This is a genomic window from Treponema sp. OMZ 805, from assembly GCF_050937395.1.
GTDB lineage: Bacteria > Spirochaetota > Spirochaetia > Treponematales > Treponemataceae > Treponema.
This window is the reverse complement of record NZ_JACCLP010000012.1, coordinates 41,637-61,124: the sequence shown is the minus strand read 5'-3', so window position 1 is coordinate 61,124 and position 19,488 is coordinate 41,637. Positions and strand designations below refer to the sequence as shown.

The 19,488-nt window shown below is 45.8% G+C and carries 20 protein-coding genes; 13 read left to right on the top strand and 7 right to left on the bottom strand.

Going from position 1 to position 19,488, the window contains the following annotated elements; translation table 11 throughout:
• Positions 1-231: 231 nt before the first annotated feature.
• From HGH47_RS09765 to HGH47_RS09750, 4 genes are all read left to right on the top strand, one after another.
• Positions 232-1,971 (top strand): leucine-rich repeat protein, encoded by a 1,740-nt coding sequence (locus HGH47_RS09765; protein WP_212564701.1) that lies wholly within the window; start codon positions 232-234, stop codon positions 1,969-1,971.
• 269 nt (positions 1,972-2,240) lie between these two features.
• Entirely contained in the window at positions 2,241-3,017 is a 777-nt protein-coding gene (locus HGH47_RS09760; RefSeq protein ID WP_253675220.1) for a segregation and condensation protein A, read from the top strand.
• A gap of 1 nt (position 3,018) precedes the next feature.
• The gene (gene scpB, locus HGH47_RS09755; protein WP_006189743.1) at positions 3,019-3,552 is read left to right on the top strand and encodes an SMC-Scp complex subunit ScpB; all 534 of its coding nucleotides are present in this window, start codon (positions 3,019-3,021) and stop codon (positions 3,550-3,552) included.
• 136 nt (positions 3,553-3,688) lie between these two features.
• Entirely contained in the window at positions 3,689-4,423 is a 735-nt protein-coding gene (locus HGH47_RS09750; protein ID WP_212566566.1) for a pseudouridine synthase, read from the top strand.
• Between the two features lie 5 nt (positions 4,424-4,428).
• On the opposite strand, the gene HGH47_RS09745 is transcribed toward HGH47_RS09750, so the two are convergent.
• The 7 genes from HGH47_RS09745 to HGH47_RS09715 are packed head-to-tail and all read right to left on the bottom strand — an operon-like array spanning position 4,429 to position 10,901.
• A complete protein-coding gene (locus HGH47_RS09745) occupies positions 4,429-4,755 on the bottom strand; it encodes a hypothetical protein (RefSeq protein ID WP_212564702.1) in 327 nt (108 codons plus the stop codon).
• A gap of 57 nt (positions 4,756-4,812) precedes the next feature.
• Positions 4,813-6,006 (bottom strand): HD domain-containing protein, encoded by a 1,194-nt coding sequence (locus tag HGH47_RS09740; RefSeq protein WP_212564703.1) that lies wholly within the window; start codon positions 6,004-6,006, stop codon positions 4,813-4,815.
• A 16-nt stretch (positions 6,007-6,022) separates the two neighbouring features.
• On the bottom strand, positions 6,023-6,823 hold the full coding sequence (locus tag HGH47_RS09735; RefSeq protein WP_212564704.1) for a hypothetical protein: 801 nt from the start codon (positions 6,821-6,823) through the stop codon (positions 6,023-6,025).
• A gap of 6 nt (positions 6,824-6,829) precedes the next feature.
• The gene (gene recN / locus HGH47_RS09730; RefSeq protein ID WP_212564705.1) at positions 6,830-8,521 is read right to left on the bottom strand and encodes a DNA repair protein RecN; all 1,692 of its coding nucleotides are present in this window, start codon (positions 8,519-8,521) and stop codon (positions 6,830-6,832) included.
• A gap of 21 nt (positions 8,522-8,542) precedes the next feature.
• Positions 8,543-9,394, bottom strand: a complete 852-nt coding sequence (locus HGH47_RS09725) for an NAD(+)/NADH kinase (protein ID WP_212564706.1) — start codon at positions 9,392-9,394, stop codon at positions 8,543-8,545.
• Positions 9,395-9,403: 9 nt separating this feature from the next.
• Positions 9,404-10,426 carry a DegT/DnrJ/EryC1/StrS family aminotransferase gene (locus HGH47_RS09720; RefSeq protein ID WP_212564707.1) on the bottom strand — a complete coding sequence of 341 codons (1,023 nt, stop codon included), beginning with the start codon at positions 10,424-10,426 and terminating at the stop codon, positions 9,404-9,406.
• 1 nt (position 10,427) lies between these two features.
• The gene (locus HGH47_RS09715) at positions 10,428-10,901 is read right to left on the bottom strand and encodes a chemotaxis protein CheW (protein ID WP_212564708.1); all 474 of its coding nucleotides are present in this window, start codon (positions 10,899-10,901) and stop codon (positions 10,428-10,430) included.
• A gap of 139 nt (positions 10,902-11,040) precedes the next feature.
• Here HGH47_RS09715 and HGH47_RS09710 point away from each other — a divergent pair, with 139 nt between their 5' ends.
• The 9 genes from HGH47_RS09710 (at position 11,041) to HGH47_RS09670 (ending at position 19,296) form a co-directional block, all read left to right on the top strand.
• A complete protein-coding gene (locus tag HGH47_RS09710) occupies positions 11,041-11,946 on the top strand; it encodes a patatin-like phospholipase family protein (protein ID WP_212564709.1) in 906 nt (301 codons plus the stop codon).
• Positions 11,943-12,323 carry a NusG domain II-containing protein gene (locus HGH47_RS09705; RefSeq protein ID WP_212564710.1) on the top strand — a complete coding sequence of 127 codons (381 nt, stop codon included), beginning with the start codon at positions 11,943-11,945 and terminating at the stop codon, positions 12,321-12,323. Before HGH47_RS09710 ends, HGH47_RS09705 begins: the two co-directional genes overlap by 4 nt.
• Before the next feature lie 356 nt (positions 12,324-12,679).
• The gene (locus HGH47_RS09700; RefSeq protein ID WP_212564711.1) at positions 12,680-14,407 is read left to right on the top strand and encodes a proline--tRNA ligase; all 1,728 of its coding nucleotides are present in this window, start codon (positions 12,680-12,682) and stop codon (positions 14,405-14,407) included.
• A gap of 234 nt (positions 14,408-14,641) precedes the next feature.
• Positions 14,642-15,226 (top strand): Maf family protein, encoded by a 585-nt coding sequence (locus tag HGH47_RS09695; protein WP_212564712.1) that lies wholly within the window; start codon positions 14,642-14,644, stop codon positions 15,224-15,226.
• A gap of 137 nt (positions 15,227-15,363) precedes the next feature.
• On the top strand, positions 15,364-16,248 hold the full coding sequence (gene rpsB / locus HGH47_RS09690) for a 30S ribosomal protein S2 (protein ID WP_212564713.1): 885 nt from the start codon (positions 15,364-15,366) through the stop codon (positions 16,246-16,248).
• Positions 16,249-16,370: 122 nt separating this feature from the next.
• Positions 16,371-17,207, top strand: a complete 837-nt coding sequence (gene tsf / locus HGH47_RS09685; RefSeq protein ID WP_212564714.1) for a translation elongation factor Ts — start codon at positions 16,371-16,373, stop codon at positions 17,205-17,207.
• Between the two features lie 9 nt (positions 17,208-17,216).
• The gene (gene frr, locus HGH47_RS09680; RefSeq protein ID WP_212564715.1) at positions 17,217-17,771 is read left to right on the top strand and encodes a ribosome recycling factor; all 555 of its coding nucleotides are present in this window, start codon (positions 17,217-17,219) and stop codon (positions 17,769-17,771) included.
• On the top strand, positions 17,771-18,451 hold the full coding sequence (gene uppS / locus HGH47_RS09675; protein ID WP_212564716.1) for a polyprenyl diphosphate synthase: 681 nt from the start codon (positions 17,771-17,773) through the stop codon (positions 18,449-18,451). The genes frr and uppS overlap by 1 nt, the downstream gene beginning before the upstream one ends.
• On the top strand, positions 18,448-19,296 hold the full coding sequence (locus tag HGH47_RS09670) for a phosphatidate cytidylyltransferase (RefSeq protein ID WP_212564717.1): 849 nt from the start codon (positions 18,448-18,450) through the stop codon (positions 19,294-19,296). The genes uppS and HGH47_RS09670 overlap by 4 nt, the downstream gene beginning before the upstream one ends.
• Positions 19,297-19,488: the final 192 nt, after the last annotated feature.

Sequence of the window (19,488 nt, the reverse complement as noted above, 5' to 3'; positions counted from 1 at the left end):
ATTGTTGCAGCCCTATATGGAACCTCTAACAACCGTAAGTTTTTTAGAGGTTCCCGTATGTATTGACGTGTGTATAGCTTTTATGCTAGCTTTCGCAGTTTGATTGTAGAATAGCTACATTCTTTGGTACATACACGGTTGCCGCTCCGAGCTTACAAACCGAAGGAAAATACCGTGTATAGTCAAAACACAAAATAGATACGCGGGAACCACCTGCAGTAAGGAGTCACCATGGATCAAAACCACATTTCCGCTCATTCAGCAGCCAAACGTACATACCGGCTGCCGCAGATGAAGCATATTTTCCTCTCTGTGCTTATGCTGACTGTAAGCGCAGTGATGTTTTTAAGCTGTAGAGGTCACAGTGGTAGCAACGTCATTACCATCAAAGTAGAAGGAGACCAGTATATCACCGTCAAAAAACCGGAAACAAAATCATTAACAGTTGCAAGAGGCAGCAAATGGGCTGCAATAAAGAGCACAATCGAAATAAGCTGTCATGATGATTATGAGCTGAGCGGCTGGAAGCTCAACAATGCGAGCGGAACTGCCGTAACGGACGAAACGGTATTTAACAATGATAGTGTTGTTTTTGCAGTGTCGGCAAAAAAACCGGGAAAAAAATATTACGTGCATCATTTACTGCAAAATGTCAACGATGATAACTACACGCACAACACACAAGATGATCAAACACTGCACGGAGATGTCGGCACAGATACAAAAGCTACTGCAAATTCCTATCAGGGTTTTACTGCACAGTCCTTTGATCAGAAGAAAATTGCGGCTGACAATACAACCGTTGTAGAGATTAAGTATGACCGGAAGAATATCACACTTACTTTCGACTTGGATGGAGGCAGTTTTGTACCGCCCCTTCCATCGGGAAATACCTTGACGGGACGTTTTGGGGCGCCTATTTCTATAACTGACCCGACAAAAGCAGATGTCATATTTGCGGGGTGGGATCCGGAACTTCCAGCAACTTTCACCTTAGAAGCTAACGGTAAGACATACACTGCACAGTGGAGAAAGCTAAGGATTACTGTAGAGGGAGACGAGCGCATAAAGGAAGATACGTTGGGCACTATCGAAGTAAACAAGGATGCAACATGGGCAGACGTGGAAGCACAAGCAAAAGCAAAGGCTATCTTAAAAGATGACTGGCCGGCAGCAGACTATGAAATCTACGAATGGCGGCTCAACGATAGAAACGGTGAAAAACTGGATACAACGTATACCTTTACCAAAGATACAACAGTCTATGCCGTTACCAATTATAAGAGCTTTAACATTGCAGCTGACGGTAAAACACTTGATGCATATCCGCATGGAAAAGCCCCAAAAGGCTCAATTATTATTCCTGAAAATATTACCGTAATCGATTCGAATGCTTTTGCAGGAGCTGCAGAGCTCTCAAATGTCATTTTACCGGAGAAGCTGGAAGAGATCCGTGAAAATGCTTTTAGCGGCTGTACAGAACTCAAAGCCATAGACATTCCTGCAAAAGTTACTAAGATTGATAAAACGGCGTTTACAGAGTGCCCTAAACTGGCTACATTCACGGTACATGCTGACAATACCATCTATCATGCCGAAGAAAATATCATCTACAGCAAGGATAAGAAAAAACTGGTGTGGGCAGCCCCCGCGCTAAAAGAGGCGAATATTCTTGATTCCGTTATCGAAATAGAGGATTACGCCTTTCGAGGATATTCAAACTTGGAAGCAGTAAAGCTTCCTCGTGGTCTCAAAACAATTGGTGAGGAAGCTTTTCTAGGCTGTACTGCAAGTGTGATCACAATTGTAGGTAATGAGCTTACTACAATAGGCAACAATGCTTTTGGTCATAAAGATCATAGCGAAACTTGTTGCAAAAAGATAAGGATACCGCAAGGAGCTGAGTTCGATAATATCGTAACAAAGGTCAAAGCTGTCAATTACCCCGAAGGGCGGATTGAACGGTATTAATTTATTTCTTTGCTATCTTAGATTTACAAAATCAACAACCCCGGCGCAGAGCATTCGCCAAAACTATACACGGATGTATAGTTTTGGCGTAGATGCGCCGTATATTTTGTTTCCGTAAGCCTTTTGAAAATAGGGGTACCGGATACAAGGCACGAACAAAAATAAAGCGGAGACGTACTTGTTGTACGTTGAGCATTTATTTTTGTGCAGCAACGCCGTAGACGGTATGCATATTTTCAAAAGTCCCGTTCTTCGATATAATAACCCCCATGATAACTGGCGAAGATGAAAAGCACGAAGAACAGAACAACGAGGCGCTAACTGCGTTTAAAGTCAATGATTTTGAAGGGCCGCTCGACCTTCTGCTCTTTTTAATTAAGAAAAATGAGATCAATATCTACGATATCCCCATCGGGGACATAACCGAACAGTACCTTGAATATCTCGATTATGCGGTAAGCCTCAATCTGGACAGCTTAACCGAGTTTTATGAACTCGCGGCGCACCTTGTCTACATTAAAAGCAAGATGCTCCTTCCCGTCGAGGTTGATCCGGACGATGAGGATATCGAAGACCCGCGTATGGAATTGGTCAACAAGCTGATTGAGTATCAGAAATTCAAAAAACTGTCGGTTTTAATGGAAGAAAAAGAAAGCGAGGCCGAATGGTTTTTTGAGCGCAAGAAAATACAGCACGCGCTTCCCTTTACCGAAGAAAACCTGTGGGAGCGGGTTGATACGTGGGAGCTTTTACGGACGTTCTCAAAACTGATGTCTAATTATAACTCGGAACAAATTCTTGACCTGTACGAAGAGGTGTCCGTAAATGAAAAGCTGACGCTGATGAATGAATTTTTGGAAGAAAAGGGTGAATGCCTCTTTACCGATTTGATTGTACGGAAAGGAAATCTGCTGGATGTCATTTGCGCTTTTATGGCGCTGCTTGAGGCGGTCAAATTCAGGATGGCAAGTATCTGGCAAAACAGGATGTTCGGCGATATAAAAATACGCCCGTGGGAAGCTGCCCGCAATGATGATGGAGTATAAAATGGAAAAAGAAACAGCCCTCGTAGAGGCAATCCTCTATTTGGAAGGAGAGCCGCTTGACGACGCTGCAATCAGTAAAATTGCCGGCTTATCGGTCGATGTCGTAAAAGAATGTATTAAAAATCTGAAAGATTCATATTCGGAAGGTTCGAGCGGTATCGAAATTACACAGATGATGGGCGGCTGGATTATCACGCCTAAAAAAGAATTTTGGGATGCGCTGAAAGACCGCTACGGCAAAAAGAACGAAAACCGGCTTTCGCGCGCTGCGATGGAAACGCTGTCGATTATCGCCTATTCTCAGCCGATAACCCGTGCCGAAATCGAAGCAATCCGCGGGGTTTCCGCCGACACGATGATTAGGCTTTTGGTAGAAAAAGAGCTGATTAAAGAAGTGGGGAAAAAAGACATTCCCGGAAAACCGGTGCAATTCGGCACGACTAAGGAATTTTTAAAAGTATTCGGTTTAAACAGCATTGCGGACTTACCAAAGATGGATGAGACTGAACAGGAGCGGTTCGAACTTGCGCGATAACAATCATTTTTCTCACAGCTCTCGACCTTTCGATAACGGCACTCTTAACAAAGACGACGAAAACAGCGGCAAGCGAACCGAATATTTCAACAGCGGTACAACTACTAAAGATAACGGAAAAAGCGACAAGCAGGAGATGCGGCTGCAAGTCTATCTTGCCCATGCGGGGGTTGCGTCGCGGCGGGCTTGCGAAAAGATTATCGCGGAGGGGCGCGTTTCCGTAAACGGAACGCTTGTTACCGACATGGGCAGCAAGGTTCGCACAGGTGATACGGTACTCCTTGACGGAAAGCCGGTGCATCCCGAAGCGCGCAAATGCTACGTACTTTTGAACAAACCGGCGGGCTTTGTCTGCACGCTCTCCGACGAGAAAGGACGCCCCACTGCCGCAGATCTTTTAAAAGAAACCTACAGCGAACGGCTCTACAACATCGGCAGGCTCGATATGTTTTCGAGCGGGGCAATCCTCTTTACCAACGACGGGGATTTTGCCGCAAAGATAGAACACCCGTCAGCGCAGATCGAAAAGGAATATGTCATCGAAACCACGCAGGACTTTCCGCCGGAGCTGCTCACCCGCTTTGAACGCGGTATCCGCGTTGACGGCATTTTTTACAAATGCCGTTCAGCCGCTGCCGTGAACCGCCGTAAGCTGCGGATTGTACTTGTCGAAGGGAAAAATAGAGAAATCCGCCGCGTGCTGGATTCCTTTAACTGTACGATAAAGCGGCTGGTGCGGGTTCGCATCGGGAACCTCGAGCTGGGAACCCTGAAAGCAGGAGAGTTCCGCGACCTTACCGCAAAAGAACGGCAGGCGCTGCTAAACCTCGCAGCGGAGAGTCAAAACGAGGAGCGAAAGTACACAGAATAATTTTTTTACTCAATCGTATACTCGATAAAGCCTTCCGCTTTCCGTTTGATGATTTCTCCGATTCCGGCACGTACGGTTCTGATATTTTTATACTGTATGTCGTCCATCCCCTGCCCCGCTAAGGCATTATGGCACAGAGCTATGTCGCAACCGCAGTCCGTAAAATCATTTTCAAGATTCTTAAAATATTGCACAACATCTCCGGCAAACACGATTTCAATTTCCGCCGTATCGCCGGTTTCTTTGCAATAATTTCGGTAATTGACTAATTTATTTTGCAATTTAGCGATCAACCGAATCTTTTCTATTCTGAATAAAACTTTATAGTGCATAGCTATAAGGGATCCTCTAAAAATATCAAGCCTAACGGTTTGTATCATACCCTTTCTTTAACGGTACGATTCAAAAAAGCTTTCTAGGGAAAAGCCGTTGATAACGGTGTTTTTGCCGTAGTGCTGCAGGATGTTTGCCCTGCCTTCTTCCAGCTGCTCGGAGCGGATGCCGAAGTGGATGGAACTGTCGGCTTCTACGAAGGCCGCGATGTGATCCGCCGCGCGGATCAGTTTACCGTCGATCCCGCGAAACCGAGGCGCCGAGTACGTTGTGTTCAGCTCTTCGCTTGTTACGCAGCGAACAGCACCGTCCAGTTTAATGCGGTTCTCAAATTCATCTTGAATAAAATACAGTACCTCTTCGCGGTAAAAGTCGTCCATCAGCGGGAGTAATTCCTTTGCGACAATTTCATCTTCAATATGCTTAACCACTTCGGGTAGGCGATCGGTCGCTTGCTTTACCGGAGAGATAATATCGCGGGTAACCGCTTCCGGCAAGTCGTGGAAGAGCGCTGCAAAAAAGTTAATCGAAAGCCGATGTTGCGGTAGCTTAAGCGTGCGGCTCATTAAGAAAACCAGCGCGGCAACAAAGTACGAATGCCCGAGTACCGTCGTCGCCGGAACCCGCGGCGTTTGATTCCAACGGGTTTGGAAGCGCAGTTTTTCAATTTCCGTAATAAAATAGTACGGTTGTTGCCGCGTTGTCAAAAGCTGTACGCCCTTTAAGTCCATAAAATCGGCAATATCGGTCTCCAAGCATTTATCGATTTCAGTCAGCCGGAAAGGTTCGTTCACCATGCGGATCATATCTAGCTCGCGCATTGCCGAATACTTATGTGCAGCGCGCAGTACCCGAAAACTTATATCCGTAGGGTCAACCGGATCAAAAAGGTAGGCTGCAAATTCATCAAGAAACTGCGGATCGGTGATAATCGTCTTGTATTTATCGAGTACCCAGCGGTTCAGTTTTTTATATTCTTCGGGATATTCCGAGCGGATAATGCGCTGTACCGGCGACTTCATATCGCAGAGCGCAATTCGGCGTAGCAGCTCAAAGAAGGAATTATTAATGATGGGCAGCCAATTGACCGCTTTCCCATTTTTTTCTTCATATTTGCCGATGATAAAGCTGAGAAACATTTTTTCCGCTGTCTTATCCATTTCGACGATATCGAAGGGGCGGACTAAATCGTTCCACCGCTGAATGGAAAACGCTTCAAAAAGTTTACATACAATTTCTTTGCTAAACATTTTATTTCTCTTTTGTCTATACTTTTTTCCGCCGCTGTAAATCTTTTTCCATCTTCTCAGACCATATTCCGATTTGCCGTTTTACTTCTTCCGCTGCGCTTCGCTCATTGAGCAAAATGTGTATACGCCGCGTAGCTTCCAAATACTGAATAGCAATCCTGAAATCCTCTATACTGGAAGTTGCTGTTTCGTAGCGTGCGCGGTATTGATCGGCTGCCTGTAAGAGCAGTTTTTTTACTAATTTTAGATGGAACATCGTGCTTTCGTAATCAGGTGAGCGAGGATCAAACCCCGTCTCCGCAGTGTCCTTTAAATCGAGGATATTTTTAGCAACCGTTGCGTACCGCCCTTGGAGTTCCACAAATGACCATTTCCATTTGGTATTATCGCTGTATGCTCGAATGACGAGGTCTATCGCCAAGCCCAATTTTCTGATTAAATAAAACCGTTGTTTTTGAGGTACGTGTTCGATCTTTCGTACTTTCTCCTCATAGTCGGAAAAAGGAGCATCGATAAAGTTTGAAACAATCTCTTCAAGATTGATAATGACCTTATATAAGGCCTTCCGCGCTTCGTTGAGCAGGGTTTCGTTTTTCCGATTCAAAAAGGAAACCGCTATTTGATACATTGCCAAATAGAGTGTTACCATATATATCAGTTCATCGGCAAGCATGATTTTTTTATACATACTGCCTTCAGGATCTTTTGCGGTAAGCTCTGCCATCGCTTTTTCCTGTTTGAGTATTTGATTGATTTCCTCTTGATAGTAACGGAGTTGTTCTTCGTATATGTTTGTACCTTGCTGTGGATTATCCATATCGTGTTATCCTATATTTCCATACCTTGATAATAACTCTTTTGCGTGAATACGTGAAGCGGTACTGACCTCATCGCCTGCAAGCATCCGTGCAATTTCTTCAACACGAGTTTCTCCGTCTATTGTTTTGGCAGATGTGCGGCTTGTATGTTCGGATTGTATCTTCAGTATCTTAATATGAGTATCGGCAGCGGCGGCAATAACTGCAAGGTGTGTAATACAGAGTATTTGCTTATTACCGGCTAATTCTTTCAGATGCTCCGCGACGGTGCGGGCAACCTCACCGCCGATGCCGGTATCTATTTCGTCAAACACAAGGGTGTCCGCTTCGTCGGCAGCGGTTAGAACGGTTTTGAGCGCCAGCATGACACGCGAGAGTTCACCTCCCGACGCTATTTTGTTGAGCGGCTTGACCGGCTCTCCCGGATTGGTACTGATTAAAAATTCTACCGAATCGAACCCGTAAAGCCCTGCTGTCTGCTTGTTTCCGTTCGGTTCGGCTGCGGTAACCTGCACGGTAAATACCACCTTGGGCATACCGAGGTTGGTGAGGGTAGTTTGAATTTTTTGTTGAAGCTCCGCTGCGGCGGCTTTCCGTTTTTGGGACAAGGCGGTACCGGCTGCAAATAATTTTGCTTCAAGCGCGGGGACTTCCTTCTCCAGAGCGGTTTTATCTTGCTCGCTTTCGCCGAGAGAATCCAGTTCAGCTTGTGCGGAGTCTCGATAGGCGAGGATATCCTTGATGCTTGCGCCGTATTTTTTCTTGAGCTTATTGATAAGAGACAGCCGCTCCTGCACCTGTTCCAGCCGGTCGGGATCAAATACCAGTTTTGAAAGATAGGAGCTGAAAAATTCGCCGATGTCCTGCATTTCGTAGTAGGCGTTTTCTATCCGTTCGGCATATTCGTGAACGGCGGGGTCGATAGCGGCAACGCTGTCAGAGATATGCTGTAGTTTTTTAAGCTGCGGCACAATGCCTTGTTCCTGCGTACACAGGTTTTGCAGCGTCTCGACCTGTTCATACAGTTTTTCATACTGGCAGAGCTTTGTTTCTTCCGCTTCAAGCGCATCGTCTTCTTCCGGCTGTAACCGGGCGTTGTCGATTTCGTCGATGACGAATGCAAGATAGTCTACCCGTTCGGTACGCTCTTTTTCGGAATGCCCTATCGTTTCCAGTTTTGCTTTTATTTCGGCGAGGCGGGTATAAAGGAGGCTGAATGTATGCACCTCATCGAGGATACCTGCATAGGAATCCAAGAAGCGGCGGTGTTCCGCTGTTTTAAAAAGGGATTGATGGTCGTGCTGACCGTGAATATCAACCAAAAAGGATGTAAAGGTTTCAAGCTCGGCGCGGGAAACTTGCGTGTCTTGAATCCAAATACCGCCGCGGCCGTTTTCTTTCAGTGTGCGCCGTAATAATATCCGGTTGTTTTCAGGCTCGATGCCTCGTTCGTCAAGCCATGCGGCGGCTTCGGGATGGGCGTTTGCAAGGTAGAACGTACCGGACACCGCCGCTTCGGCAGCGCCCGTGCGGATAATATCTGCGGTAACCTTCCCGCCGAGCAAAAAGCTGAGCGCTCCGATCAAAATGGATTTTCCCGCACCGGTTTCTCCCGATAGCACATTCAAATGAGCGTTAAAATCGAGCGAAAGCTCGTCGATAAGCGCAATATTTTTTACCGAAATGGTTTCGAGCACATCAACCTCCGCGCCGCAGTGTTATTCCTGCAACGGACTTCCCGACCACGCTAATTTTGACCGGAGCGCCGTATAAAACGCTTCCGGCGAACATCCGATAAGTTTTAACCGGTGGCGCGACATTTGAATTTCGATTTTGTCGCCTTCGCAGAGCGGAAACAACTCCTGTCCGTCTATGGATACAATAACATCTTTTTGACGATTATGCAAAACCTCAATACGCATTGTACCGGAAGCAGGCAGTACGACCGGCCGGTTTGACAGGGAAAATGCCGCGATGGGCGTAAGAACAAAGGCGGCAACCGTCGGATCCATAATAGGTCCGCCGGAGGCTGCCGAATATGCGGTAGAACCGGTCGGACTCGACACGATAACGCCGTCCGCCCGATATATGCCGAAAGAGATACCGTTAAAGGAAAGCGCGAGGTTGATCAGCTTTGCAATGCCGCCGCCTGAAACAACGACATCGTTGAGCGCATCAAAGGAGCCGACACATTCGCCGTTACGATACACGGCGGTAGAAAGCATGAGCCGCTCGTGGTGTTCCGCATTTCCTGCAAGGTATTCTCCAAGCGCTTGTTTCCAATGCGCCGGTTCAACGCCTGCGATAAAGCCGAATTCACCGAGGTTAATGGGAAATACCGGTATTTTTTTCGGTGCACAGTACCGTGCCGCAAACAACACCGTACCGTCCCCTCCGAGGCTGACGGCAAAATCATACCGCTTCCGTATCGGTTTTGCCGGTGGTAAGCCGTCATATTCGTAGATATCAGCTTGAATCCCGTTTTCTTGCAAAAAGCCCAAGAGTTCCTTGGATATCTCCGCTGCGTGCGGTTTATAGGTTGTCAGGATGATAATGGCGTTCTTTTGCATACGTGTCCGTTACGGAAGTGTCCCCAATACCTTTGCAATTTTTGCCGCATTATTGAGCCCGAGCCGAGGATAGAGCGGAAAGAGCACGGTTCGCAGCAACAGCGACGCCGCATTGATGCTTTTATTTTCTTCTTTTAAAAAGTCCGCAATAGAATTGGTAAAGGCGAGCTCTATGTCAATGTCCTTGCGGTTAACGTACTGTTTTACATCTTTAAAGCCGCTTTCCAGAATTACCGGAAAGGAATAGACGGGATTTTTTACTCTTTCGGAGAATACGAGCGGCTTATGCCTTGTCTGTAAAAGCGCACGGAGATACAACTCCCTCATTTCGTCACGAAGTAGGAGATTTTTTTCCATATTTTTAAGCTGCACAAAGGCGAGGGATGCATTGATGTCGGGTAAAAAATCGGTTATCGGAATGGTTTCTGCCATGTTCTTTAACACGGAGGCATTACGCCGTTCTACGGCAATCAGGATACCGCCGCCGCCGCCCGTTAAAATATCCCGTTCTTCAAGCCCCAGTATTGCAAACGAGCCGAATGTTCCCGCCCGTTTTTCCCCATACAGGGCGCCGGCGCTTTGGGAGATATCTTCGATAATCGGAATTGAAAGGGCGGTAAACGCTTCCATATCGGGTACATTGCCGAGCGTTTCGTGCAGTACCAGCACTCTACCGCCTTGCTTGATCCCTTCTTCAATCGCTTCGAGCGTAACCAAGCCGGTCAAGGGATCGACATCCAAGACAATCGGTGTAAATCCGTTTCGCGCTACTTCGAGATACTGCCACGAAGGAGCGAGCGCCGATAATAGTACGCCCGCTTTCTCAGGAAGGTCGAACATCTTCAGCGCATAGACTAATGCCATCGCCGGACTGCGTAAAGCAATAGCACCATCGACCGCGTAGAGTTCGCGTACCAATTTAATGAGTTTTTGATTCATCTCACCCGGACCGATTTTTTCTTCAACCATGCAGGTGAGTACGGCATCCATTTCCGAGCGGCGGATGGTAGAGCTATAAACGGGTATCGACATACTAGAAGGAAGTGAGCTTCTGTAATTCTTTCGGATTAAACAATCTGCGGATATCCAAGAGGATGAGATACCCTGAGTCTTGGCGGATAACCCCGTTGATATATTCGGTACCGATACCGGTAATCATCTGAGGCGGCGGCTGAACATCTTCTTGCCGTACCATAATAACACGTGCGATGCGATCAATTACAATACCGATCTTATATTTTCCGATTTTAAGGATGATAAATCCTCCTAAATATTCATCGTCGCCGTCAAAATCCGCCTTTTTAAGATGGAACCGTTTATGCAAACTGATAATCGGTATAATTTCATTCCGCAAATGGAAAAAACCTTCGACGTAATACGGTGCATTCGGGATCTGCCGAACTTCTTGAATCTTTACTATCTCTTTTACATCCATTATATCAACACCGTAAAGCTCTTCGCCGAGCTGAAAGGTAACCAATTGAAACTGCGCGTCAGTAATCGCCATATCTATCCTCCGCTAAAATTGATAACGCCGAACGTCAATAATCAATAAATAGAAGATACTATAATTTATAACTTTCTTCAAGCAGGTGGTAAATGCGCTATAGGCGTATATCGTATTTTTTTGTATACTATCAGTTACTATGAAATGGGCACTTGTGTTATCAGGAGGCGGAGCCGCAGGGCTTGCGTATATCGGCTTTTTTAAGGCGCTTGAAGAATTGAATCTCCCTAAGCCGGACTGTATTGTCGGCTGTTCGATGGGTTCGATTATCGGCGGCTTATATGCAAGCGGAAAAACGGTACGTGAAATGGAAGCCGTTTTTGAAGAATCCTTTGATGTCAACCGATATGTCGGCGGAGGCGGTGTGCATATTCCGCTTTTTAAACACGCCCTTAATCAGATTATTCACTATGGTACGTTGATTACCCGTATGCTTTCCGGCACGGGAGCGGATTCGGGAGAAAAAGCGCATAAATTCTTTTTGGAACTCTCCGGTTGTAAATCTTTTGATGACTGTACTATTCCTTTTTTTTGCAATGCCTTTGACCTTTGCAGCGGAAAAGAAGTTGTATTCAATTCAGGACTATTAGCGGATGCAATGAGGGCGAGTTCTTCTTATCCCGGACTCTTTACTCCTGTTAAGCGGCAGAATGAAATGTTGATAGATGCTTGTGTGATGGACAATACCCCCGTTTGGATTGCCCGTGAGCAGGGGTATAAAAATATTCTTGCGCTTACTTTCGGCTCCTTTGAACCGGTTGCCGCCTCAGAATTGGATACTTCGGTTGCAGTACTGATGAGGACGCTTACCTGTACTACTGCTCATATTGCGCTGCAGCCGAATGAATACCCTACTGCGTTTATCAATTTGACAAGCACTCGGTCTTCCCGTGATTTTTCAGACCCCAAAAAACAGATTGCGTTCGGATATCAAAAAACAATGGATAACAAAGATTTGCTGCAAGCCTTTTTTGCAGAAGGTATTAACGGCAAGATACAACGAGCGCTTTTAACTCGAAAAACAAAAAAAGAGTACAGCGTATGATTCCTATTTTCCGACGTTTGCGTGTTCTTGATTATTTTATTTTTGCTTCCATTATTACGGTTTCTTTATGGGCAGGTTTTCTTCTCTATACCGGAGAGAATCGTGCACAGCGGCTGGTGATCGAAACCCCGAGCGGTAAATGGATATATCCGCTTACCGAAACGCGCACGGTAGTTGTACCCGGTGCAATCGGCAATACGACCGTCCGTATAGAAAACAATACTGCTTTTATTTCCGATTCTCCGTGTCCCAATAAAACCTGTGTAAAGGCCGCAGCACTCAAAAATGTGGGCGACTGGAATGCTTGTATGCCAAACAGGGTTTTTTTGCATATTGAGGGGAGTGCTCCGGAGGATATAGTCCTACCGCAGAATTAAGAACTATTTCCGAATGTGGTTGGTTGATTACTGTATACCTACTCTCTTTACATAAAAAAAAAAAATCTATATGCTCTCAACTTAGTTTAAGATAGTGAGGCATCAGGGCAACCGGATCGGAAATATTTCAAGCGGTTGACTTCCTTTTTGTACGAAATTTTCTAAAATTTCGTACCGGTTATTTTTTATTAGAAGAAGGGCAATCGCATCAGACACATAGGCACATATCGCAGAAGAATGGAGGTTGGACAACCATTTGAGACGCAAAGCGGCGAAATTCTGGTTGATAAACCTCCATTCTTCTGCGGGAATATCCCGAAAAAAGGCTGATGCGATTACCCTGAGTGAGGCATAGTGTGAAAAGATCTCAAACTTTTATTCCCACATTACGGGAAACGCCTGCGGAAGCAGTTGTTATCAGTCATCAATTATTATTACGCGCCGGAATGATCCGCAGATTGGGCAACGGGCTGTTTAATTATCTGCCGCTCGGTTTACGGGTATTTAGGAAGGTTGAAAATATCGTACGGGAGGAAATCGACGCTACCGGATGTTTGGAGTGTAAGGCTTCGGTTGTCGCTCCGGGGGAAATTTGGCAGGAATCCAAGCGTTGGTACACGATGGGGGACGGCCTGTTACGGATGAAGAACCGGCTCGGTCAAGACCTCGTTGTCAGCCCTACAAATGAAGAATCGTTTACCGCCCTTATGCGGTACGAGCTCGGTTCGTACAAGGATTATCCGCTTTCGGTGTATCATATCAATACTAAGTATCGTGATGAAATTCGTCCCCGTTACGGATTAATGCGTGCCCGTGAGTTTACGATGAAAGATGCGTATTCCTTCCACACGAATGCTGAATGTCTGGATAAAACCTACCGTACATTCGGCGAAGCATACGAAAAGATTTTCCGCCGCTTCGGCCTAAGCATTATTCGGGTGCGGGCGGATTCCGGTTCTATGGGCGGCAGCGGCTCCGAGGAATTTATGGTTGAATCCGCAATCGGGGATGACACGCTCATCCTTTGTCCGCAGTGCCGCTATTCGGCAAACGAAGAAAAGGCAGCCTGTGCACCCGATCCCTACACCGAACTTCCCGAAACGTCGGAAAAATGTACTAAACTGCCGACGCCCGATGCCCGCACAATAGAGGAATTAGTTGCTTTCTTGCATACTTCACCGAAGGCCTTTATCAAAACGTTGATCTATCATGTAAAGGATTCCGAGGTTATCGACTCTGAGTTTGTCGCAGTGTGTATCCGCGGCGATTTGGAAGTGAACGAAGCAAAATTGACGGCTGCGCTTAAAGCGGCGGAGGTTGAACTTGCATCCAATGCGGATGTGGAAGATATTACGGGTACCGTAGTCGGTTTTGCCGGTCCTGTCGGTTTAACCAAGGCTCCCGTATTGGCTGACGAAAGCGTCATGATGATGCACGATGCCGTCGCAGGTGCATTGGAAAAAGATATGCACTATATTCATGTTGAACCGAAACGGGATTTTACTCCTGCTTTGGTATGTGATGTCCGCATTGTAAAAGCCGGCGATCTTTGCCCCTTGTGCAAAACGCCGTTTTACAGCAAAAAAGGCAATGAGCTTGGACACATTTTCAAACTCGGTACAAAATACACCAAGAGTATGAATATGACTTACCTTGACGAAAGCGGTCAACAGCAATATCCTTTAATGGGTTGCTACGGTATCGGCATCGACCGTGCTCTGGCATCGATTATCGAAGAGCATCACGACGATAACGGAATTATCTGGCCGATGAGCGTTGCCCCGTATCATGTCGGCATCGTACCGATACAGTATGAAGGAACAATGAAAGCCACTGCTGACCGGCTGCACGATGAACTCACAGCTCGTGGGATTGAGGTATTGCTGGATGACCGTGTAGAACGGCCGGGGGTTAAGTTCAAGGATATGGATTTAATCGGCTTGCCTATCCGGCTTGTTATCAGCGATAAGAAACTGCCTAATATTGAATTTAAGTTCCGTTCGAATAAAGAGTCGATGAACATACCGCTTGAAGGCATTGTCGATTATGTTGTGCAACGTGTGCAGCGTGAATTAATGCAGTAGGCATGCGGTGTCTCTCATATCTAAACGAATTGAGATAAGAGACAGCCTCATTGGTTTATTGGGACTCGGCCTTAACGTCGGGGTAAGTTTTTACTTTCTACCTCATGTAGGGTTTTTTGCAGGCGTTACGGATAATATTTCGTTCGTACAGATGTATAATAAACAGTATTATACTAAGGGTACTGTTTCTGATCTTGCTTGTTTTTTTACGATTCCTCTCGTATACTGTTAGGAATGGAACCCATTATCCTTGCATCCAAATCGCCTCAACGGCAGGATATTTTAAAACATTTGAATATACCATTTATCAGTATCCCGTCGGAGGCTGATGAAGTTGTCGCCCTTGATCTTTCTCCCGAAAAAGCGGTAGAGCAGATTGCATTGCGGAAGGCAGAGGCGCTGCTTCGCTCTCCGCTCAAAATCAATACGCCGTGGATTATCTCTGCCGACACGCTCATTTTTTCTAACGGTACGCCGATGGGAAAACCCGCCAATATTGACGATGCCCGCAAGATGCTGCAATCGTATTCCAATACTGCGCATAAGGTTATCACGGCGATTTGTTGCTACGACGAAAAATTACAGCACATTTCAACCCGAATCAGCAGTTCGCAGGTGTTTTTTAAGGCGTTGTCGGAGGCCGAAATCGATTGGTATCTCAGTACGGGAGAGTGGCAAGGCGCTGCCGGAGGCTACCGCATACAGGGAACGGCGGCGTGTTTTATTACAAAAATAGAAGGTTCGTACAGCGGAATCGTAGGCTTGCCTATTTATGAGTTATATGATATTTTGACTGAGCACGGCTATAGCTTTACTTAAAAAAATAGCAGCTGTGTAAATATCCTAAAATGCAGTGGGAAACCTCTAAAATCTTACCATATTTTTAGAAACGTTCGGAGTGCATTTTTAGAGAAATAGAGAAGGATGGGCTTAAAAAAGCTCGTGAAGGAGTAACCATGGCAGTAGTAACCATGAAAAACCTGCTTGAATCCGGTGTTCACTTCGGACATCAGGTAAAACGCTGGGATCCGCGGATGAAGAAATACATTTTTGCGGAACGGAACGGTATCCACATTATCGATTTGCAGAAAACCATCACTGCAATCCGCGAGGCATACGAGGCGGTGCGTAAGACAACCGCAGCAGGAAAATCCGTCTTATTTGTCGGAACTAAAAAACAAGTACAGCAAACCATTGCAAAAGAAGCTGAACGCTGCGGAATGTTCTATGTTAATAACCGTTGGCTCGGCGGAATGTTGACAAACTTTTCTACCATTAAGAAAAGCCTTGCACGTCTCAAGAAAATCGAAAAAATGGAAAACGACGGCACTTTTGACAGCCTTACCAAAAAAGAGGTTGCAGTGCTGCAGAAAGAAAAAGCAAAGCTCGAAAAGAACCTCGGCGGTATCAAAGAGATGAAAGACTTGCCGGGCATCATCTTTATCATCGATACGCGGAAAGAGACTATTGCCATCAGCGAAGCGCGCCGCATGGGAATCCCCATTGTTGCAGTTGTCGACACAAACTGTAACCCCGAAGGGATTGACTATCCGATTCCGGGTAACGACGACGCCATCCGCTCGATTTCTTTATTCACTCAAATTATTGCGAATGCCGTTATCGAAGCAGATAACGAAAGCGGTCTCAAGATTATCGAAAACTTGCAGGACGGAGACGAGGGATTCAACGATTCCGGTATCGATCCGTATCAAGATCGCGAAGATGAAGAAATTACGGATTATTCCAACTATACCCCTTCGGAAAAGAACGAAACTGAAGAAGAAGCGGATGACAGCAGCAGCTCTTTAATCGACGAAGACACGCTGTACGGCGACCGCTAAAGAATAAACCTGTTCGGAAACTTCCGTTTCTGAATAGGTTACCTTGTAAAACTTGCCGCTGAACGGTGTGTATGCTTTCAGCGGTATCTTACCATGCACAAAGATTGAGGGAGAAATTAATTATGGAAATAAAAGCATCTGATGTAAAGGCGCTGCGCGAAAAGACCGGCGCCGGTATGATGGAATGTAAAAAAGCTTTGCAGGAATGTAACGGCGACGCAAAAGAAGCGGAAAAATACTTAAAAGAAAAAGGCCTTGCCGCTGTTGAAAAGCGTGCGAGCCGCGCGACCAGCGAAGGTATCATCGTTGTTAAAACCGCCGATTCTAAAGCGGTGATGGCGGAATTAACCTGCGAGACCGACTTTGTTGCAAAAAATGCCGATTTTATCGCAGTGGGCGATAAAATTGCAGAGACTGCTCTTGCAAAAGGCTATACCGATGTTCAACAAGAATTGAGCGATATGGTACTCGACCTTGCAACCCGCGTTCGCGAGAATATGGGTCTGCGGCGCTTAACTGCCGTACAAGCGGGCAGCGACGAATACATTGCACACTACGTCCACTCCGACAAAAAAACCGGCGTTATCGTCGTATTGAAATCCGATAAGCCCGCTGTATTTGCCGAGAAAGCATTCAAGGACTTTGCGTATGACTGCTGTCTCCACGCAGCAGCATTTACCCCGCTCTATGTAAAGAAAGAAGATGTCGATGCTGCCTATATCGACGAGCAGCTTGAAGTATTCCGCGGACAGGTTGCCGAATTGCAGAAGCCCGATAACGTAAAAGAAGGCATCGTAAAAGGAAAGCTCAATAAGCATTTAGCCGAAATCTGCTTCCTTGAGCAAGCCTTTGTTAAGGATGACAAGGTATCCGTAGCGGCAAAGATGAAAGAAGTAGGAAAGCAGCTCGGTGCGAATATCAGTCTTTCAAAGCTTGTGCTGTGGCAGCTTGGTCAATAGAGGGCGGATATGAGCGATATTCATAGTGTCTATGAAGACAAAATGAAGAAGTCGATTGCGGCGTTGAAAGATGAATTTAACGGGCTTAGGACAGGCCGTGCTTCCGCTTCTTTGTTTGATAAAATACGGGTGGATAGCTATGGGCAGCCGACGCCGCTCAATCAAGTGGCGACCATTTCTATTCCGGAAGCTCGCTTAGTGGTTATTCAGCCGTGGGATAAATCGTTATTGGGAGAAATCGAAAAAGCCATCCTTAAATCGGAGCTTTCGTTAAACCCTGCCAATGACGGTAAACTTATCCGTATCGCAATTCCGCCGCTTACCGAAGAACGCCGAAAGGAGCTCGCAAAACAAGCGAAAAACTTTGCAGAGCAGTGCCGCGTTGCAATCCGCAATATTCGGCGCGATGGAATTGATGATGCAAAAAAACAGCAAAAAGAGGGACTTTTAAGTGAAGATGCGTTAAAGGCAGCCGAAGAAAAGTTCCAAAAAGCAACGGACGCTCATATCAGCGATATCAATAAGCTCCTTGCTGAAAAAGAAAAAGAGATTATGGAAGGTTAATGATAGTGCAGCATATTGCCGTCATCATGGACGGCAACGGGCGATGGGCCGAGCAGCGGGGATTAGCTCGTACAAAAGGACATCAAGAAGGACTGGAAGCGGCAAAGCGAATTGTCAAGGCTGTCTCAGATTTACATATACCATACATCACTCTGTATGTGTTTTCGACGGAAAACTGGAAACGCACGGAGGAAGAAGTCGGTTTTTTGATGGGTCTTATTCAACAACATCTGCGTGCGGAACTCGCCTTTTATGCTGCGAACAATATTAAGGTACGGCATATCGGCAATGCGACAGCATTGCCGCGTGCAATTCAAGCGGATATTGCCGATATAATGAAAAAAACGGAACACTATACGGGAACAACCATGCAACTTGCCATTAACTATGGTGGTAAGGATGAAATTATTCGTGCAATAAAAAAGCTGAGCGGCGAACAGCTTGAAGCGCTTACGGAAGATACCTTTGAACAGTTGCTCGACACGGCAGGAGTTCCGCCTGTTGATTTTGTTATCCGTACCGGCGGGGAAAAGCGTTTAAGTAATTTCTTATTATGGCAAACCGCGTATGCCGAATTTTACGGTTCGGATGTCTTGTGGCCGGATTTTACACCCACTCATCTGCAGGAAGCATTAGACGCTTACGGTAAACGCACACGACGCTTCGGAAGGATCGTATGAAAAAGATTATTGAACGGATAATAATGTTTGTCGTCGGCTTGCCTCTTGTAATCAGTTCGGTATATTTTTTGCCGTATCAACATTTTTTGATATTACATCTCGAAATATTTGCTGTTACCGCTCTTTCAATCATAGAAATTCGCACCATGTTTTCCCGAAAAATTGCCGTCTATTCTACACCAATTGTCTTATTAGCCGGTATGATTATCCCAGTGGCTGTATATCTGTTTATGTTTGGACTTTTTTCTCGTGTCGAGATGGTCTTGATCGGCATCGGTGCGCTCTATTTTATCTTCTTTGTTGAAGCTTTTTATTCGTTTTCAAAACCGTTTGAAAAAAGTATCCAACGGGTTTGTTCAGCCGTATTTATGATTTTTTACCCGGGATTTTTGATCGTATTCCTTTCCGCTATGACGCGCTGGACATCAGCTTCGAATATTATCGCCGTATTTTTATTGATGGTTTTTTCTTGTGATTCGCTTGCATGGCTTTTCGGTGTGTTGTTCGGGAAGGGAAACCGCGGCTTTGTACCGGCGAGTCCGAATAAAAGCATCGTCGGCTTTATCGGTGGACTCATCGCCTCAACTGCTGTCGGCTTTCTTGCTTTTAAATTGTTCCCTGCCGACTTTGGAAAGAGTTTGAGCGGCTCTTTAATAACGGGTTTTTGTACCGGAGTAGCCGCCATCATCGGAGATCTTATCGAATCCATTTTTAAACGTTCCGCTGAGGTAAAAGATTCAGGAGCGCTCATACTCGGGCGCGGTGGTATTCTCGATAGTATTGATTCTATTCTACTTGCTGCTCCGATATTCTACCTTTGCTATCGATTTTTCGTTGGGATATAATAGACCTATTCGATAACTGCGTCTTCGAATAGGTCGACGAGTTCTAAATCGCACGAATAGCACGATGCAAGAACATCTCATTTCAAGGTATCCTGTTCGGAAACGGAAGTTTCCGAACAGGTTGAATACTCGTCGGGCATCTCGAAAAAGCAACCATCTGTTTTTAGATGTCTCATTATATAGGGTGGAATA

What these genes read in the sequence shown, in the direction of transcription:
- HGH47_RS09765 (WP_212564701.1), top strand. Translation starts at nt 232, where the DNA reads ATGGATCAAAACCACATTTCCGCTCATTCAGCAGCCAAACGTACATAC.
- HGH47_RS09760 (WP_253675220.1), top strand. Translation starts at nt 2,241, where the DNA reads ATGATAACTGGCGAAGATGAAAAGCACGAAGAACAGAACAACGAGGCG.
- scpB (WP_006189743.1), top strand. Translation starts at nt 3,019, where the DNA reads ATGGAAAAAGAAACAGCCCTCGTAGAGGCAATCCTCTATTTGGAAGGA.
- HGH47_RS09750 (WP_212566566.1), top strand. Translation starts at nt 3,689, where the DNA reads ATGCGGCTGCAAGTCTATCTTGCCCATGCGGGGGTTGCGTCGCGGCGG.
- HGH47_RS09745 (WP_212564702.1), bottom strand. Translation starts at nt 4,755, where the DNA reads ATGCACTATAAAGTTTTATTCAGAATAGAAAAGATTCGGTTGATCGCT.
- HGH47_RS09740 (WP_212564703.1), bottom strand. Translation starts at nt 6,006, where the DNA reads ATGTTTAGCAAAGAAATTGTATGTAAACTTTTTGAAGCGTTTTCCATT.
- HGH47_RS09735 (WP_212564704.1), bottom strand. Translation starts at nt 6,823, where the DNA reads ATGGATAATCCACAGCAAGGTACAAACATATACGAAGAACAACTCCGT.
- HGH47_RS09725 (WP_212564706.1), bottom strand. Translation starts at nt 9,394, where the DNA reads ATGCAAAAGAACGCCATTATCATCCTGACAACCTATAAACCGCACGCA.
- HGH47_RS09720 (WP_212564707.1), bottom strand. Translation starts at nt 10,426, where the DNA reads ATGTCGATACCCGTTTATAGCTCTACCATCCGCCGCTCGGAAATGGAT.
- HGH47_RS09715 (WP_212564708.1), bottom strand. Translation starts at nt 10,901, where the DNA reads ATGGCGATTACTGACGCGCAGTTTCAATTGGTTACCTTTCAGCTCGGC.
- HGH47_RS09710 (WP_212564709.1), top strand. Translation starts at nt 11,041, where the DNA reads ATGAAATGGGCACTTGTGTTATCAGGAGGCGGAGCCGCAGGGCTTGCG.
- HGH47_RS09705 (WP_212564710.1), top strand. Translation starts at nt 11,943, where the DNA reads ATGATTCCTATTTTCCGACGTTTGCGTGTTCTTGATTATTTTATTTTT.
- HGH47_RS09695 (WP_212564712.1), top strand. Translation starts at nt 14,642, where the DNA reads ATGGAACCCATTATCCTTGCATCCAAATCGCCTCAACGGCAGGATATT.
- rpsB (WP_212564713.1), top strand. Translation starts at nt 15,364, where the DNA reads ATGGCAGTAGTAACCATGAAAAACCTGCTTGAATCCGGTGTTCACTTC.
- tsf (WP_212564714.1), top strand. Translation starts at nt 16,371, where the DNA reads ATGGAAATAAAAGCATCTGATGTAAAGGCGCTGCGCGAAAAGACCGGC.
- frr (WP_212564715.1), top strand. Translation starts at nt 17,217, where the DNA reads ATGAGCGATATTCATAGTGTCTATGAAGACAAAATGAAGAAGTCGATT.
- uppS (WP_212564716.1), top strand. Translation starts at nt 17,771, where the DNA reads ATGATAGTGCAGCATATTGCCGTCATCATGGACGGCAACGGGCGATGG.
- HGH47_RS09670 (WP_212564717.1), top strand. Translation starts at nt 18,448, where the DNA reads ATGAAAAAGATTATTGAACGGATAATAATGTTTGTCGTCGGCTTGCCT.